Raw genomic sequence first — 14,757 nt, forward strand, 5'->3', positions numbered from 1 at the left:
GGGCGGCCACCGGCCGCCGCCGGTCGACGCTCATGCGTCGCGCTCGAGCCGGAACACGCTGACGGCTTCGGACAGTTGCGCGGCCTGGTCGCGCAGTGCGACGGCCGCGCGCTCGGCGTCCGAGATCAGCGTCGCGTTCTGCTGCGTGGCTTCCCCGATCTGCGTGACGGCCTGGTTCACCTGCTCGATGCCGGTCGATTGCTCTCGCGATGCAGAGCTGATCTCGCCGATCAGCGTGCGGACCTGATCGACGCGCGCGACGATGTCGCGCATCGTGCCGCGCGCCGCGTCCGCGATTCGGTACCCCTGTTCGACGGTCGTCGACGATTCGGCGCTCAGCGCGTCGATTTCCTTGACCGCGGCCGCGCTGCGCTGCGCGAGCGCGCGCACTTCCGCCGCGACCACCGCGAAGCCCTTGCCGTGCTCGCCCGCGCGCGCGGCTTCGACGGCAGCGTTCAGCGCCAGGATGTTGGTCTGGAACGCGATGCCTTCGATCGCGCTCGTGATTTCGGCGATCCGGCGCGTTGCGCGGCCGATTTCGTCCATCGTCGCGACCACGCGCTGCACCGCCGCGTCGCCGTCGGTCGCGGCGGTCGATGCGTTCGCGACCAGCGCATTCGCTTGCGCCGCGTGCTCGGCGTTCTGCTGCACGGCGGCCGTGATCTGCTCCATGCTGGCCGCCGTCTGTTCGACGCTGCTCGCCTGCGTCGCGATCCGCGCGGCGATGTCGCCGCTGCCGGCCGCGATGCCGACCATGCCGCGCGCGATGTCGGCCGAGCCGCTACGCACCTGCGCGACGATCCGCGCCAGGCCGTCGCCGATCCCGTCGACCGCCTGCACGAGCCGGCCGATCTCGTCGTTGCGCGTGGCGCCGCGTGCCGCCTCGCCGTCGCGAATCCGCACGCTGAGGTCGCCCGCCGCGTAGCGTTCGGACGCGCGTGCCGCCGCATCGAGCGGCCGGCTCACGACGCGCTTCACGACCACGACGAACAGCGCCGCGAACGCCGCGACGAGCACGCCGGCGATCATCAGGAAGCGGTCGCGGAGGGTGCGCATGCCGGCGAGCAGTTCGTCGTCGATTGCGATGCCGCCGACCAGCCACTGCCACTGCGGAATCGTCGTGAACGACACGAACTTCGCGGTTGGCTGGCTGTCGTGCGCGGCCGGGTCGGCCGACGTATACGCGAGCCGGCCGTGGCCGGCCGCGAGCATCTGCGTGTACGGCGCGCGCGCGTCGTCGGCGCGTTGGCCGGCTGCATCGGGATGGACGACGAAGGTGCCGCGCGATGCGCCCGGCGACGCGTCGAGCACGAAGTAGTAGCCGTTCTCGCCGACCTTCAACGCACGGATGCCGTCCTGGACGACTTGCAGCTCCGCGCCGACGTCGAGACCGACGAACAGCGCGCCGATCACGCGGCCGGTTGCGTCGGTGACCGGCTTGTACTGCGTGATGTACTGCCGGCCGAACAGTTTGGCGAGGCCCGTGTAGCTGCGCCCGGCGACGAGCGGCGCGTACGCGGGGCTCGCGCGATCGAGGCGCGTGCCGACCGCGCGTGCCCCGTCCTGTTTCTTCAGCGACGTCGTGATGCGCACGAAATCGTCGCCGTCGCGCGCGAAGATCGTCGCGATCGCGCCGCTTTTCTTCAGGAACTGGTCGGGAATCGAGTAATCGAGGTCGAGCGGCTGGCCGCCCGCGGACAGCGTGGGCGCGGCGACGCCGCCGATGTCGACGGTGCGCGCCGGGTCGAGCGAGAAATCGGCCGGCAGGAAACTCGCGAACAGCGACATCGAGCGACTGGCTTCGGCCGACAGTGCCTTGTCGAACATCTCGACCATCGCACGGATCGACTGCTCCTTGTCGGCGATTCGCGCGTGCGCCTCGTCCGCGAGTTGCTGGCTGGCGAAATGGGCGAGCGCCCACGCGAAAACGGTGAACAGCACTGCAACGAGCGCGCACGCCAGCGCGGCAAGACGCGCGCCGACGCTCACCCGGCCCAATTGGGTCAATCTCATACGGCATCCTGAGTGGGGAGGGAGAGGGGCGGAACGCACGCGTCACCGCACACCGTAAGGAATACGGCAGCTTCGGCGAATTCTTTAGCGGTGCGGAGCCGGTGGCGGCGCGAGCAGGCGCCGTCGGCGGAGGAAAGGTCGCGTCAGTACCGTTATTACGTCACGAGCCACGCGACGGCCAGGTAACGGCCGACCTTCGCGAGCGTGACGATCGCGACAAAGGTCGGCAGCGGCTCGCGCAGCACGCCGGCGATCATCGTCAGCGGATCGCCGATCACCGGCGCCCAGCTCAGCAGCAGCGACCAGCGGCCGTAGCGCGCATACCAGCGCTCGGCGCGCGCGAGCGCGGACGGCTTGACCGGAAACCAGCGGCGGTCGCGGAAATGCTCGATGCCGCGCCCGAGCGCCCAGTTGATCACGGAGCCGGCGACGTTGCCGATGCTCGCGACGAGCACCAGCGCCCACACGGGTTCGCGCCCGGCGAGCAGCAGGCCGGCGAGCACGGCTTCGGACTGGAGCGGCAACAGGGTCGCGGCGACCATCGACACGGCGAACAGGCCGCCGTAAGTGAGCAATTCGGACATCGCGCGATTGTACCGGCCGTATGCCGGCCGCCGTGGGGCACGCTGTCGGCGGTTTGGCAGTTCAGCGGCTCAACGATTCAGCGGTTTAGCGGCTCAATGGCTCACTGCGTCACTGCGTCAGCGGTTCACTGGGGCACGCGGCATCGGCGGTCCCGAACAATAGATGCGAGATCACCAACTTGCCGACGGGTTCGTCATTGAGCGCGCACGCGAGCTGCGGCGGCGGAAAAACCGTATCGGGTTTCAGCAGCCGCGGCCGTTCGAGGTTGCGCTGCTCGCTCAGTTCCAGCCGACCATGATCGCGCCCATCCCGACGAGCAGCCCGCCCGTCACGCGGTTCATCGCGCGCATCCGCGCCGGCCGTTGCAACGCGCGGCTCAGCCGGTGCGAGAACAGTGCCATCGACGCGACGCCGCCCGCGAACAGCAGCGCGAACGTCGCGGAGAGCAGCAGGTATTGAAGGTTCAGGCTCCAGTCGGCATTCGGGCTGATGAACTGCGGAAAGAACGACGGAAAGAACAGCAGCGTCTTCGGATTCAGGCCCGACGTCGCGACGCCGCGCCAGAACAGCGCGCGTCCGGTGTCGGCGTCCTGCGGGACGATCGCGGCTTCGGCTTCGGCTCCAGCTCCAGCCCTGGCTCCGGCTTCTGCCGAAGCCGCGGGCGCGTTGACCGGCGAGCGGCCGAGCCATTGCTTGGCACCGAGCCACACGAGATACGCGGCGCCGGCCCAGCGCAGCACGGTGAGCGCCTGCTCGTCGATATGAACCAGCGAATTCAGGCACAGCGCGGTCAGCGCGAGTTGCAGCAGCACGGCGAGCGTGCCGCCCCACACGCACGGCAGCGCGCGGCGCCAGCCGGCGCGCAGCGCCTGGTTCATCGTGAGCAGGTTGACGGGGCCGGGCGCGTAGATGAGAACGACGGAAGCAGCGAGGAACGACAGATAAAGCCTGAACGACATGGCGGGAAGTGCGAGAACGGGGATGCAGGCACCGGCTCCGCACGCGGTCGGATAGGCGTGCGGGCGGCGGGGAATCGCATGCCTGCTTGTCCGGCACCGCAACTCGTGATTGCGGCCGTGCGTCCCGGTGCGAAGGGGTTGTCGCGGGGAGCGTGCCGGGCAACAGGCATGGAGAAAATGTATCAAGCGGGCCGGTTAAAAGGCTTCCTGTTTTCCAGTAAAACGGGCCTGAAACCGGAATCCTGTTCAGATAGAATGACGATTTTCAGTAGAAGATTCTTCTCGTCATGGCTACCCGCGAACGCACGCCTAAAACGCTCGACAATCAGGACCGCAAGATCCTTGGTGCATTGCAGAAAAATGCACGGCTGTCGAACGCCGAACTGGCCGAACAGATCGGCATGTCGACGACCGCGTGCTGGAACCGCACGCGGCAGCTCGAAGTCGACGGCTACATCGACGGTTACGTCGCGCTGGTCAACCAGCGCATGCTCGGCTATGCGGACATCGTGATCCTCGAAGTCACGCTCGATCGCCACGAAGACGACGCACTCGCGCGTTTCGGCTCGGAACTGGCGGCGCTGCCGGAAGTGCTCGAGGCGTATCTGGTGTCGGGTGAATACGACTACTGGATCAAGGTCGCCGTGGACGGCACGGCCGGCTACGAGCGGTTCCTGCGCGAAAAGCTGTACAAGATCTCGAGCATCCGTCACAGCCGCTCGATGTTCGCGTTGCGCTGCATGAAGGATGTGCCTTCGATCCAGGTGTGAGGGGGCGGAGAAGGAGGCGCGGCCGTCGTTGAAACGACGGCGCATGCAACTGCGCGATGGCGCGGAGAAATCCGGCGATCGGCCGCCAGGGAAGGCGTTCGGCGTGGAGCCGCGCGCGGGCAGACAAAACGGATGAATCTTCCGTCCGCAACGATCAGGCGCAATCGCGCGCCGACCGGATAACGGTAGCCCGTCCGGGCAACCGGCAGACAAAAGCGCACCGATACCGATCGGTGCCGGACCTCAAAGCAATCTCGACGAGCTTCCGACGCGGGGGCGCATTCGGCCGGAACAAGCCCGGCCTGTTTTCACACGACCTGTGCGGTATTCCGATGCCGGATGCAGCGGCCTTGCGGCGCGCGTTCCGGCAAGCGGATCAGGCAGGTTGTCGCACTGCCGGCTAGCGGTTGGTCGTTCCGCTTAGCGCGGAAGGCGCGCGTGTGCTTCGGCGATGACTTCGCAGTTCTCGAGGTGGAGCTGCCAGGCTTCTGCAAGCAGCTCGCCAACACGTGCGAGCCAGCCAGTGGATTGGGTGGAACGATCGGAGACATTAGACGTTTGCATGACGAAGCCCCATATAGGTGGCGAGTTAGGGATAACCCTAATCATAGCGAAACGGCACCGTCTTGTGAAATGCGATTTCGTTATATGAGAATTACTGACAATTTGTGTTGCTGCTTCGCAACATGAATTGGGGTGGTCCGTCCGGTCGCGGATAGGCGCGACGAGGCCGCGGCAAGCACGGCCTTGCAAGGAGAAAGAAAGAGGAATCGAGCGACGGGGAGGAAGGCAGCGGCGACGCGCCGATTACCGGCCGATCCACCCGAACCGCCACGACAGCCGCCGCGTCGCGGCGAGCAGTGTCTGCGCGAGGTCGCTGTCCGGCCCGCGCGGGAAGCCGCGCGACGAGCCGATGATCGCGATCACGAGCCGGATGCTGCCGGTGTGGTCGAACACGGGTGCGGCGACCGTCGCGATGCCCGGCACCGGCGCGTCGAACGCGAAATCGAGCGCGTCCGCGCGGATCGCCGCGAGCCGCGCGCGGAATGCGTCGTCGGCCTGCGCGGGGCCGCTGCCGGCGAGGCGTACGGGCTCGTCGGCGAGCAGGTCGGCCAGCACGTCGTCGGACATGCCGGCCGCGAAGATCCGCCCGATCGCCGTATTGACGAGCGACATCACGGTGCCGACCTGCAGGCTCACGTGCTGCGGCCGCGCCGATTCCTCGAGGCGGATCACGGTCGGGCCGAGCGGCCCGAGCGTCGCGGCGGCCACGCTCATGTCGGTCGCGGCGGCCAGCGCGACGATCTCGGCTTCCGCGTCGCGCGTCGGCGACACGCGCTGCATCGCGATCAGGCCGAGCGCCTGCCCGAGCGTGCCGCCGTCGAAGCAGCCGGCGTCGTCGCGGCTCAGCAGGCCGATCTTCTGCAGGCTGACGAGATGCGGAAACGCCTTTGCCGCCGGCATGCCGGCCGCCGTCGCGAGATCGCGCAGCGGCAGCGCACGGCCCGCCGATACCAGCGCGAGCAGCAGCTCGCCGGTGCTGTCGAGCGCGTTGATTCCGCGCTGCGCTTTCGCGTCGTCGGCCAGCGCGGGCGGCACGCGCGGTGCGCCCGCCAAGGGGGCGGGCGGCGGTTCCGAAACTGCCGCGCCGAGCGACGCGGTGGCCTGCCGTGCCGCATCGCGCAACGCGGTCGCGATCGGGCCATCCCAGCCGACATCGATCGACCCGCTCGAACCGATCACCGTCAACGCGAGCTGCAGGCGCCCGTGCGCGTCGAATACCGGCACGCACATCGCGCTGACGCCGGGGCTCGGCCGGTCGACGCTGCGTTCGATACCACGCGCGCGGATCGTGTCGAGTTCGGCCAGTTGCGCTCCGGCATCCTGCGCGGGTTGCGTGCCTTCGGCACCCGCGAGCGTGTCGCCCGCGCCGGCCTGGCTGGCCGCCATCGCGTCGAGTTGCGCGGGATCGCCGAACGCGCGGAACACGCGGCCCGTCGCCGTCGTGTCGAGCGACATCACCGAACCGACGTGCAGGTTCACGTGCAGCGGATAGCCGCCGTGCTCGATGCGCACGATCGTCGGGCCGAGCACGCCCGGCACCGACAGCGCGACGCTCAAGCCCACCGCTTCCGCGAGCCGCGCCGCGTGCGGCAGCGCCGCACGGTAGGCCGGCTGGCGCTCGATCGACATCAGCCCCAGCCGCAACGACAACGGGCCCGGCTCGTAGTTGCCGGTGATCGCGTCGCGCTTCACGAGCGCGAGCCGCGTCAGGCTGACGAGATAGGTGTGCGCCTGCGCGGTCGACAGGTCGGCTGCCGCGGCCAGCTCCGACAGGCCGAGCGGCTTGCGCCGGCGCGCGAGCGCGTCGAGCAGCCGGCCGCCGACCTCGACACTCTGGATCCCGCGCTGCGCCTTGGGCGGCGCATCGTCCGCGCTGACTTCGTGGTTCTGCACGCGATGAATCTTCCGTTGACGAAACCCCGCATGGTATCCGACGCCATTTATCGCGCCAGCCCGCAGGTTTACCCGTATTAGACAATAGCAAGCGACTTTGTCATTGACAAATAATCGATGCGGGAAGATGATCCGCTCACACCCCTCAACACATGGCTCGCAGCCACGGAACGCAACATGGCCAAAGCATTCGCCTCCCAAGCAGATCTGGAAGAGAAGAAAGTCACCTGGACGAAGCTGTCCGAGAACGCGTACGCATACACCGCCGAGGGCGACCCGAACTCGGGCGTGATCATCGGCGACGACAGCGTGCTGATCGTCGACACGACCGCGACGCCCGCGATGGCGCAGGACCTGATCGCGAAGATCCGCAGCGTGACCGACAAGCCGATCAAGCACGTGGTGCTGTCGCATTACCACGCGGTGCGCGTGCTCGGTGCGTCCGCGTATTTCGACGAAGGCGCGCAGCACGTGATCGCGAGCCGCGGCACGTACGAGATGATCGTCGAGCGCGGCGAGGCCGACATGAAGTCGGAGATCGAGCGTTTCCCGCGCCTGTTCGCCGGCGTCGAGACGGTGCCCGGCCTGACCTGGCCGACGCTCGTGTTCGAGCGCGAGATCACGCTGTTCCTCGGCAAGCTCGAAGTGAAGATCATGCATGTCGGCTCGGGCCATACGAAGGGCGACACGATCGTCTGGCTGCCGTCGCAGAAGGTGCTGTTCTCGGGCGACCTCGTCGAATACGACGCCGCGTGCTACTGCGGCGACGCGCAGCTCGAACAGTGGCCGGCCACGCTTGAGGCGCTGCGCGCGCTCGGCGCCGAGAAGCTCGTGCCGGGCCGCGGCCCCGCGCTGCTGAATCCGGCCGACGTGAACAAGGGCCTCGACTACACGAAGGATTTCGTCACGACGCTGCTCGCGCAGGGCCGCAAGGCCGTGGAACGCAATCTCGACCTGAAGGCGTCGATGGCGCTCACGCGCGAAGCGATGGATCCGAAGTTCGGCCACGTGTTCATCTACGAGCACTGTTTGCCGTTCGACGTGTCGCGCGCGTTCGACGAGGCGAGCGGCATCAAGCATCCGCGCATCTGGACTGCGCAGCGCGACAAGGAAATGTGGGCCGCGCTGCAAGACTGAGCGGCACACGGCGGCGGGGCGTTCGTCTGAACGCGTCGCCGTTTCCCTGAGGGCTGCGGGTTCCGCTGCGGCGTTGCGCCGTGGTTCCGGCAGCCATATCCGGTCTCACAAGAAGGCAGGGCGCATGCACGCCCTCGGAGACTGCTGCGCGCTCGAATCGCGCGGCCCGTTTGGAGAGAGACATGCCCCAATCGCTTCCCGCCGAAGCGACGCTCGCGCCCGCGAGCGCTTCGGTATCCTCATCGACGTCCGAATCCGGCGACGCGCTGCTGTTCCGCAAGATCGCGTGGCGGATCGTCCCGTTCCTGTTCCTCTGCTACGTCGTGTCGTTCCTCGACCGCATCAACATCGGCTTCGCGCAGTTGCAGATGAAGCACGATCTCGGCTTCAGCGATGCGATGTACGGCCTCGGCGCCGCGGTGTTCTACGTCGGCTACGTGTTCTGCGAAGTGCCGAGCAACCTGCTGCTCGCGCGTTTCGGCGCGCGCCGCACGTTCACGCGGATCATGCTGCTGTGGGGCATCGCGTCGACGGGGATGATGTTCGTGTCGCAGCCGTCGCATTTCTACGTGCTGCGCTTCCTGCTCGGCGTGTTCGAAGCCGGTTTCTTCCCCGGCATCGTGCTGTACCTGACTTACTGGTTCCCCGCGAACCGGCGCGCGGCGGCGATCTCGGTGTTCTTCGCGGGTGTCGCGGTGGCCGGCGTGCTCGGCGGCCTGATGTCGGGCTGGATCATGCGCGACATGAGCGGCGTGCTCGGGCTGCACGGCTGGCAATGGATGTTCGCGATCGAGGGTGCACCGGCGATCCTGCTCGCGTTCGCCGCGTTCTCGTTCCTCGTCGACCGGCCGCAGGACGCCGCATGGCTCACGGCCGATGAAAAGGCGCGCGTCGCCGCGCTGTGCGCGGACGGCCGCGGGCACGGCGGCGCGCACGACGGGCGCAGCCTCGCGGCCGCGCTCGCGAACCCGCGCGTGTACCTGTTCGCGTTCATCTATTTCTCGCTGACCTGCGCGTCGCTGACGCTCAACTTCTGGATGCCGCTGATGATTCGCGACTTCGGCGTGACCGACGTCGTTGCCGTGAGCCTCTACACGGTCGTGCCGAATGCGGTCGGTGCGGTCGGGCTGATCCTGATCGCGCGCCGCTCGGACCGCACCGGCGAGCGCCGCAAGCACTTCGCGTGCTGCACCATCGGCGGCGGGCTCGCGCTCGCGGCGCTGACGCTGCATCTGCACAGCTTCGCGGCGATGCTCGCGTGCCTGTCGATCGCGGCGACGCTGATCTTCGCCGCGCTGCCGATCTTCTGGGCCGTGCCGACCCGCTACCTGTCGGGCAACGCGGCCGCGGCCGGGATCGCGCTGATCAGCAGCATCGGGATCACGAGCGGCATCGTCAGCCCGTGGGTGATCGGGATCATTCGCACGCGCACGGGCAGCATGGATCTCGCCGTGTACCTGCTGGCCGCGCTGCTGGTCGCCAGCGGCGTCGCGCTGATGCTCGGCGTGAAGGGCGAAGCCGCGCTCGTACGAGCGGAAGCGCAACATTGATCGTGAGGTCGGGCAATCGCGCGGCTGGTATCGTTGCCGTCCGGTTCGACGCGGGTGGCCCGTACCGCTTCGATTACGCCCGATACACCTCGATCCGGTTGCGGCCGCGATCCTTCGCGAGATAGAGCGCCTTGTCGGCGCGCGACAGCGACTGGTACGCGCCGACATCCGACTCGCGCATCGCGTCGATGCCGATGCTGACGGTCAACTCGACCTGCTGATCCTCATGCATGAGCCGCGCCAGCATCGCGCGTTGCTGCAGGCGCCGCGCAAATGCGATCGCCGTATCGAGGTCCGATCCCGGCAGCACGATCGCGAATTCCTCGCCGCCGATTCGGCCGACGATGCCGTCCGTCCCGGTTTCCGCGAGCAGGAGCCGCGCGAAATGGCGGAGCGCGCGGTCGCCGAACGGATGGCCCCAGCGGTCGTTCAGCGCCTTGAAGTGGTCGAGATCGAGCATCAGCACCGCGGCGGCCCGGCCGGTCGCGCGCACGCCGCGCAGCGCGGCTTCGCTTTGCCGCATGAACGCGTGGCGGTTCGACAGTTGCGTCAGGTGATCGGTCGTCGCCATCCGCTGCAGTTCGGCCTCGATGCGCTTGCGCTCGGTCGCATCGGTGATGACGCCGTGCCACACGGTGCCGCCGTCGGCCATGCGTTGCGGGCGCGCATCGCCTTCGCGCCAACGCAGGCCCTGGCCGGGCAGCAGCACGCGATATTCGAGGCGCCACGGCGTCAGTCGCGCGGAAGACTCATGCAGCGATTGCCGATACGCGATCAGGTCGGCCGGATGGATCCGCGTCTCGACCGCCTCCGCGTTGCGGGCGATCTGCTCCGGTGTCAGTTCGTAGATGTCGCTGATACCCGCACTCGCATAGGTAAAGGTGCGGCGCCCGTCGGCCGCCTGCCGTAGCTGGAACACGAGCCCGGGAACCTGGTCGGTGAGATCCGTGACGAGCGCGGCCGAGTCGCGCAGCCGCGCGGCGAGTTCGCGCAGCGCCGTGATGTCGGTGGTCGTGCCGACCATGCGCAGCGCGCGGCCGTTGCCGTCGCGGCTGATCACCTTGCCGCGGCTGCGGATCCACTTGTACGTGCCGTCCTTGCAGCGGATGCGGTGCTCGACCTCGTAGCGGTCGGTCCGGCGCTCGAAGTGCGCGAGCATGGCCGCCTTCACGTCGTCGGCATCGTCCGGATGCAGCCGCTCGTACGCATCCTCGATCCGGCAGCTCAGCTCGTGCGGCGCGTAGCCGAGCATCGCCTTCCAGGTCGGCGAGTAATGGATCTCGCCGGTTTCCACGTTGCGATCCCACACGCCGGTGCCGCTTTCGGTCAGCGCGAGCGTCGTCAGCGTGCTGTGCTCCTCGACGATGCCGAGCCGTTCGCGCAACGCGGCTTCCGCGATGGCGCGAGCGAACGCGCGTTCCGCGAGCGACGCGAGGTCGTGCAGGAATGCGCGCCGGGTGGCGTCGAGTGCCAGGCCGGTGTAGCTGGCGAGGCACAGCGCGCCGAGCGCGGTGCCGTCGGGCGCGGCCAGTTCGCAGGCTGCGACGACCTGCGGCGTGTGAAACGGGCCGTTGCCCACGTCGGGCACGACGAGCCGTCTGCCGGCAGGCGAATCTCGCTCGACGCCTGGCGGGAAGGTATCCGGCGGAAGCGTTGCGGGGAGCGTCCCATCGGACGCCAGCAAGCATTGCGCGCCGGCTTGGGCGCGCGCGACGAACGCGCCGGCCGTGCCGAAATGCGCGCGTGCCACGCGGCATACGGTTTCGAGTTCGGGGAGTGCCGGAAGATCCGGCGAACGGTCGGCCGAGATGCGCGGGGAAACAGGCGGGGAGACGGGCATGCTGCCGGTCTCGGTGGTGCACATACGAAGCCGCATGGTCGAATTCCGCAACGGTCGATTGCCCGGATGATCGGACGGATTGCGCCCGATATGGCGCTGCTTCGGAGACTGCAGCGGTAGAGCTTACTGTTGCGAAAAGTACATGGCAAGCGCGCGGGAATCGGCGCTCGACGACGCCTATTTGCGCCGCCGGGGAAAGAATCCCCGGCGGCATCGCGGCGCGCCGGCGCCAGGCTTTTCGTCAGACGAACGATCGCATCAACCCGCGTGCGGAAATGCGTCGCCGAACATCATCGGATCGGGGAGAAGCGGAAACAGGAATCAGCGCGCCGCCGCATAGCGCGGCGCCGGCGTATCGGTCGACAGGTGCGGTGCCATCGTCTGGCGCGCGGCCTCGTACGCATCCCATTCTTCGCCCGCGTGCAGCGACGGAATCGTCACGAGTTCGCCGCGATCGAAGCCGACCAGCGCCGCGTCGACCATGTCGGACGCCGACATCACGATTTCCTTCGGCAGGTGCTCGATCGGCAGGCCGCCCGTCTGCCAGAAATCGGTGGCCGTCGCGCCGGGCAGCACGGCCTGCACCTGGACACCCTTGCCGGCGAGCTCATGGTGCAGCGACTGGCTGAACGCGAGCACGAACGCCTTGCTGCCGCCGTACACGCCGTTCAGCGTTTCCGGCGAGATCGCGACGATCGACGAAATGTTGATTACCGCACCGCGGCCGCGGGCGACGAAGCCGGGCACGGCCGCATAGGTGAGGCGCGTGAGCGCGGTCACGTTCAGGTCGATCATCCGTGTCATCGCGTCGACGTCGCTGTCGAGCAGCGGGGCGTGCGTGCCGACACCCGCGTTGTTCACGAGCAGCGTGATGCTCGCGTCCTGCTTCAGCTTCGTTTCGACGGCGGCGAGCGACGCGCGGTCGTTGAGGTCCGCGTCGACGATCTCGACGCTGCGCCGCGTGTCGTTCGTGATGCGCTCGGCGAGGGCGGCCAGCCGGTCGCGGTTGCGCGCGACCAGGATCAGGTCGTAGCCGCGGCGCGCGAGCCGGTCCGCGTAGATCGCGCCGATGCCCGACGACGCGCCGGTAATGAGGGCGGTACCGCGATGTGCTTGAGTCATGATGTCGCTCCGTTTTCGATGAAGTGGCCGAATGGCGTGAATGCATTCTGGCTTCGAATCGCTGCGACACAAATGACGTAGATGGGTATGATTCAGGACATCGGGCCAAACGCACGCCCGGACTGGAGAACACCCATGCACCGAATCGGCTTTCTGATCAGCGACGGCTTCCAGATCATGGCGCTCGCCGCGCAGTCGGTGTTCGAGTACGCGAACATGGGTGCTGGCGAGCCGTTCTACGTGATGGACAACTATTCGGTCGACGGCGGCGACGTGCGCTCGTCGCTGGGGCTGTCGGTCGCCACGCGCGCGCTGCGCGGGCGGATCGCCGTCGATACGTGGATCGTCGCGGGCGTCAACGATCCGCTCGCTTCGCCGGCGCCGGCCGGCGTGGTCGCGTTCCTGCGCCGCACGAACGCGCGCGCACGGCGGATCGCCGGCATTTGCACGGGCGCGTTCGTGCTGGCCGAGGCCGGGCTGCTTGCGCAGCGCCGCGCGACGACGCACTGGGCGTTCGGCCGCGACATGCAGCGGCACTACCCGGAGATTCGTGTCGAGGAAGACCGGATCTATATTGTCGACGGTCCGATCTGGACGTCGGCCGGGATGACGGCCGGCCTCGACCTCGCGCTCGCGATGGTGGAAAAGGATCTCGGCGCCGATGCCGCGCGCTCGGTCGCGCACAAGCTCGTGATGCACCAGCGCCGGGCCGGCGGCCAGTCGCAGCATTCCGAAATGCTCGATCTCGCGCCGAAATCAGACCGGATCCAGAACGCGCTGAACTACGCGCGGCAGAACCTCGGCCGCGCGCTGACCGTCGAGGATCTGGCCGATGCCGTCCACCTGAGCCCGCGGCAGTTCAGCCGCGTGTTTACGCTCGAAACGGGGCAGTCGCCCGCGAAGGCGATCGAGCGGCTGCGGCTCGAAGCCGCAAGGCTGATGATCGAACAGAGCCGGCATCCGCTCGATGTGATCGCGAAGGAGAACGGGTTTCGCGACCGCCGGCACATGCGCGAGGCGTTCGTGCGCGGGTTCGGTGTGCCGCCGCAGGCGATGCGGCGCGACGCGCGAGCGGACGAGCGGGAAACAGGCTGACGCGTGGGCGCGAGCCGTTCGTCGCGGGCCGGAAAAATGGCGCAGAATCTCGTCGATATTCTTCGCGAGGAGACACGATGTACGCCGCCCCGTTCAGCATTGCGATTCCCGATCACGCGCTTGATGACCTGCGCCGGCGCCTGCGCGACATGCGCGCACCGATGCTGACACCCGCCGGGCCGTGGCAGCAGGGTGTCGACGGCGCGTGGCTGCGCGAACTGACCGCGTACTGGGCCGAACGCTTCGACTGGCGTGCGGTGGAGCGTGCGCTGAACCGGCTGCCGCAGTTCGTCGCAGACGCAGGCGGGCAGCGCGTGCATTTCATCCATCGACGCGGCGTCGGGCCGAGGCCTTATCCGCTCGTCGTCACGCACGGCTGGCCGGGCTCCGTATTCGAATTCGACGCGCTGATCGATCGCCTCTGCGACCCGGCGGCGTTCGGCGGCGATCCGGACGATGCGTTCGACGTCGTCGTACCGTCACTGCCGGGCTTCCTGTTCTCGCCGGCGCCCGCGGCACCCGGCATGTCGGCATTTCAGGTCGCCGACCGCTGGGCGGCGTTGATGTCCGGTCTCGGATATCGCCGCTTCGGCGCGCAAGGCGGTGATCTCGGCGCAGGCGTGTCGATTGCGCTCGGCGCGCGACATGCCGACGTGGTGGACGGCATCCATCTGAACTACCTGCCCGGCAGCTACGAGCCTCCGACCGACGCGGCTTCGCCGCTGACCGAGGACGAACAGGCCTTCGTGACGCAGCGCGGCGAATGGGCCGCGCTGGAAGGCGGATACGCGCATATGCATATGACGAAGCCGCAGACGCTGGCCGTCGCGCTCAACGATTCGCCGGCCGGGCTGGCCGCGTGGATCGCCGAGAAATTCCGCTCGTGGAGCGATTGCGACGGCGACGTCGCACGGCGGTTCTCGCACGACACGCTGCTGACCGGAATCTCGCTCTACTGGTTCACCGGCTGCATCGGCTCGTCAATGCAGATGTATTGGGAAAACCGGCTGCAGCCAATGCGCTTCGCGGCCGGGCAACGCGTGGCGGTGCCCGTCGCGTTTGCGCGTTTTCCGGAGGAAATCAGCCACCCGCCGCGCAGCTGGCTCGAACGGGTGTTCGACGTCGTGCAGTGGACCGACATGCCGAGCGGCGGCCATTTTGCTGCGATGGAAGAGCCGGATCTGCTGGCCAACGATATTCGGCGATTTTTCCGGCGTTTTCGGTAATGC

11 protein-coding genes are annotated in these 14,757 nt (G+C 68.0%); 5 read left to right on the plus strand and 6 right to left on the minus strand.

Translation table 11 applies throughout. The features are described 5' to 3' along the window. Positions 1 to 30: 30 nt before the first annotated feature. The 3 genes from KVT39_RS00820 to KVT39_RS00830 all read right to left on the minus strand — a co-directional run bounded on the left by KVT39_RS00820 (position 31) and on the right by KVT39_RS00830 (position 3,557). Positions 31 to 2,013 carry a methyl-accepting chemotaxis protein gene (locus KVT39_RS00820; protein ID WP_034179619.1) on the minus strand — a complete coding sequence of 661 codons (1,983 nt, stop codon included), beginning with the start codon at positions 2,011 to 2,013 and terminating at the stop codon, positions 31 to 33. Positions 2,014 to 2,168: 155 nt separating this feature from the next. Then, positions 2,169 to 2,597 (minus strand): YqaA family protein, encoded by a 429-nt coding sequence (locus tag KVT39_RS00825; RefSeq protein ID WP_034179618.1) that lies wholly within the window; start codon positions 2,595 to 2,597, stop codon positions 2,169 to 2,171. Positions 2,598 to 2,876: 279 nt separating this feature from the next. Then, complete coding sequence (locus KVT39_RS00830) at positions 2,877 to 3,557, minus strand: LysE family translocator (RefSeq protein WP_217586983.1); 681 nt, start codon at positions 3,555 to 3,557, stop codon at positions 2,877 to 2,879. Positions 3,558 to 3,844: 287 nt separating this feature from the next. Here KVT39_RS00830 and KVT39_RS00835 point away from each other — a divergent pair, with 287 nt between their 5' ends. Continuing rightward, a complete protein-coding gene (locus KVT39_RS00835) occupies positions 3,845 to 4,327 on the plus strand; it encodes an Lrp/AsnC family transcriptional regulator (RefSeq protein WP_034179616.1) in 483 nt (160 codons plus the stop codon). An 807-nt stretch (positions 4,328 to 5,134) separates the two neighbouring features. On the opposite strand, the gene KVT39_RS00840 is transcribed toward KVT39_RS00835, so the two are convergent. Further along, positions 5,135 to 6,784, minus strand: a complete 1,650-nt coding sequence (locus KVT39_RS00840) for an IclR family transcriptional regulator C-terminal domain-containing protein (RefSeq protein ID WP_217586985.1) — start codon at positions 6,782 to 6,784, stop codon at positions 5,135 to 5,137. A gap of 177 nt (positions 6,785 to 6,961) precedes the next feature. On the opposite strand from KVT39_RS00840, the gene KVT39_RS00845 reads away from it, so the two are divergent. Together KVT39_RS00845 and KVT39_RS00850 are read left to right on the plus strand one after the other, a co-directional pair. After that, positions 6,962 to 7,921 (plus strand): MBL fold metallo-hydrolase, encoded by a 960-nt coding sequence (locus KVT39_RS00845; protein ID WP_034180082.1) that lies wholly within the window; start codon positions 6,962 to 6,964, stop codon positions 7,919 to 7,921. A gap of 182 nt (positions 7,922 to 8,103) precedes the next feature. Beyond that, positions 8,104 to 9,471, plus strand: a complete 1,368-nt coding sequence (locus tag KVT39_RS00850) for an MFS transporter (protein ID WP_217586987.1) — start codon at positions 8,104 to 8,106, stop codon at positions 9,469 to 9,471. Positions 9,472 to 9,544: 73 nt separating this feature from the next. Here KVT39_RS00850 and KVT39_RS00855 read toward each other — a convergent pair whose 3' ends face one another. Beyond that, the gene (locus KVT39_RS00855) at positions 9,545 to 11,311 is read right to left on the minus strand and encodes a sensor domain-containing diguanylate cyclase (RefSeq protein WP_254640298.1); all 1,767 of its coding nucleotides are present in this window, start codon (positions 11,309 to 11,311) and stop codon (positions 9,545 to 9,547) included. A 321-nt stretch (positions 11,312 to 11,632) separates the two neighbouring features. Continuing rightward, positions 11,633 to 12,433, minus strand: coding sequence for an SDR family oxidoreductase (locus tag KVT39_RS00860; RefSeq protein WP_217587009.1), 801 nt, complete (start codon positions 12,431 to 12,433; stop codon positions 11,633 to 11,635). Between the two features lie 135 nt (positions 12,434 to 12,568). On the opposite strand from KVT39_RS00860, the gene KVT39_RS00865 reads away from it, so the two are divergent. Beyond that, positions 12,569 to 13,528 (plus strand): GlxA family transcriptional regulator, encoded by a 960-nt coding sequence (locus tag KVT39_RS00865; RefSeq protein WP_175748464.1) that lies wholly within the window; start codon positions 12,569 to 12,571, stop codon positions 13,526 to 13,528. Positions 13,529 to 13,605: 77 nt separating this feature from the next. Continuing rightward, positions 13,606 to 14,754 carry an epoxide hydrolase family protein gene (locus tag KVT39_RS00870; RefSeq protein ID WP_217587011.1) on the plus strand — a complete coding sequence of 383 codons (1,149 nt, stop codon included), beginning with the start codon at positions 13,606 to 13,608 and terminating at the stop codon, positions 14,752 to 14,754. The last annotated feature ends 3 nt before the right edge of the window (positions 14,755 to 14,757 follow it).

The sequence above is a fragment of the Burkholderia sp. GbtcB21 genome (genome assembly GCF_019091065.1).
Classification (GTDB): Bacteria; Pseudomonadota; Gammaproteobacteria; order Burkholderiales; family Burkholderiaceae; genus Burkholderia; species Burkholderia pyrrocinia_C.

What these genes read in the sequence shown, in the direction of transcription:
- KVT39_RS00860 (WP_217587009.1), bottom strand. Translation starts at nt 12,433, where the DNA reads ATGACTCAAGCACATCGCGGTACCGCCCTCATTACCGGCGCGTCGTCG.
- KVT39_RS00850 (WP_217586987.1), top strand. Translation starts at nt 8,104, where the DNA reads ATGCCCCAATCGCTTCCCGCCGAAGCGACGCTCGCGCCCGCGAGCGCT.
- KVT39_RS00835 (WP_034179616.1), top strand. Translation starts at nt 3,845, where the DNA reads ATGGCTACCCGCGAACGCACGCCTAAAACGCTCGACAATCAGGACCGC.
- KVT39_RS00865 (WP_175748464.1), top strand. Translation starts at nt 12,569, where the DNA reads ATGCACCGAATCGGCTTTCTGATCAGCGACGGCTTCCAGATCATGGCG.
- KVT39_RS00825 (WP_034179618.1), bottom strand. Translation starts at nt 2,597, where the DNA reads ATGTCCGAATTGCTCACTTACGGCGGCCTGTTCGCCGTGTCGATGGTC.
- KVT39_RS00820 (WP_034179619.1), bottom strand. Translation starts at nt 2,013, where the DNA reads ATGAGATTGACCCAATTGGGCCGGGTGAGCGTCGGCGCGCGTCTTGCC.
- KVT39_RS00870 (WP_217587011.1), top strand. Translation starts at nt 13,606, where the DNA reads ATGTACGCCGCCCCGTTCAGCATTGCGATTCCCGATCACGCGCTTGAT.
- KVT39_RS00830 (WP_217586983.1), bottom strand. Translation starts at nt 3,557, where the DNA reads ATGTCGTTCAGGCTTTATCTGTCGTTCCTCGCTGCTTCCGTCGTTCTC.
- KVT39_RS00845 (WP_034180082.1), top strand. Translation starts at nt 6,962, where the DNA reads ATGGCCAAAGCATTCGCCTCCCAAGCAGATCTGGAAGAGAAGAAAGTC.
- KVT39_RS00855 (WP_254640298.1), bottom strand. Translation starts at nt 11,311, where the DNA reads ATGCCCGTCTCCCCGCCTGTTTCCCCGCGCATCTCGGCCGACCGTTCG.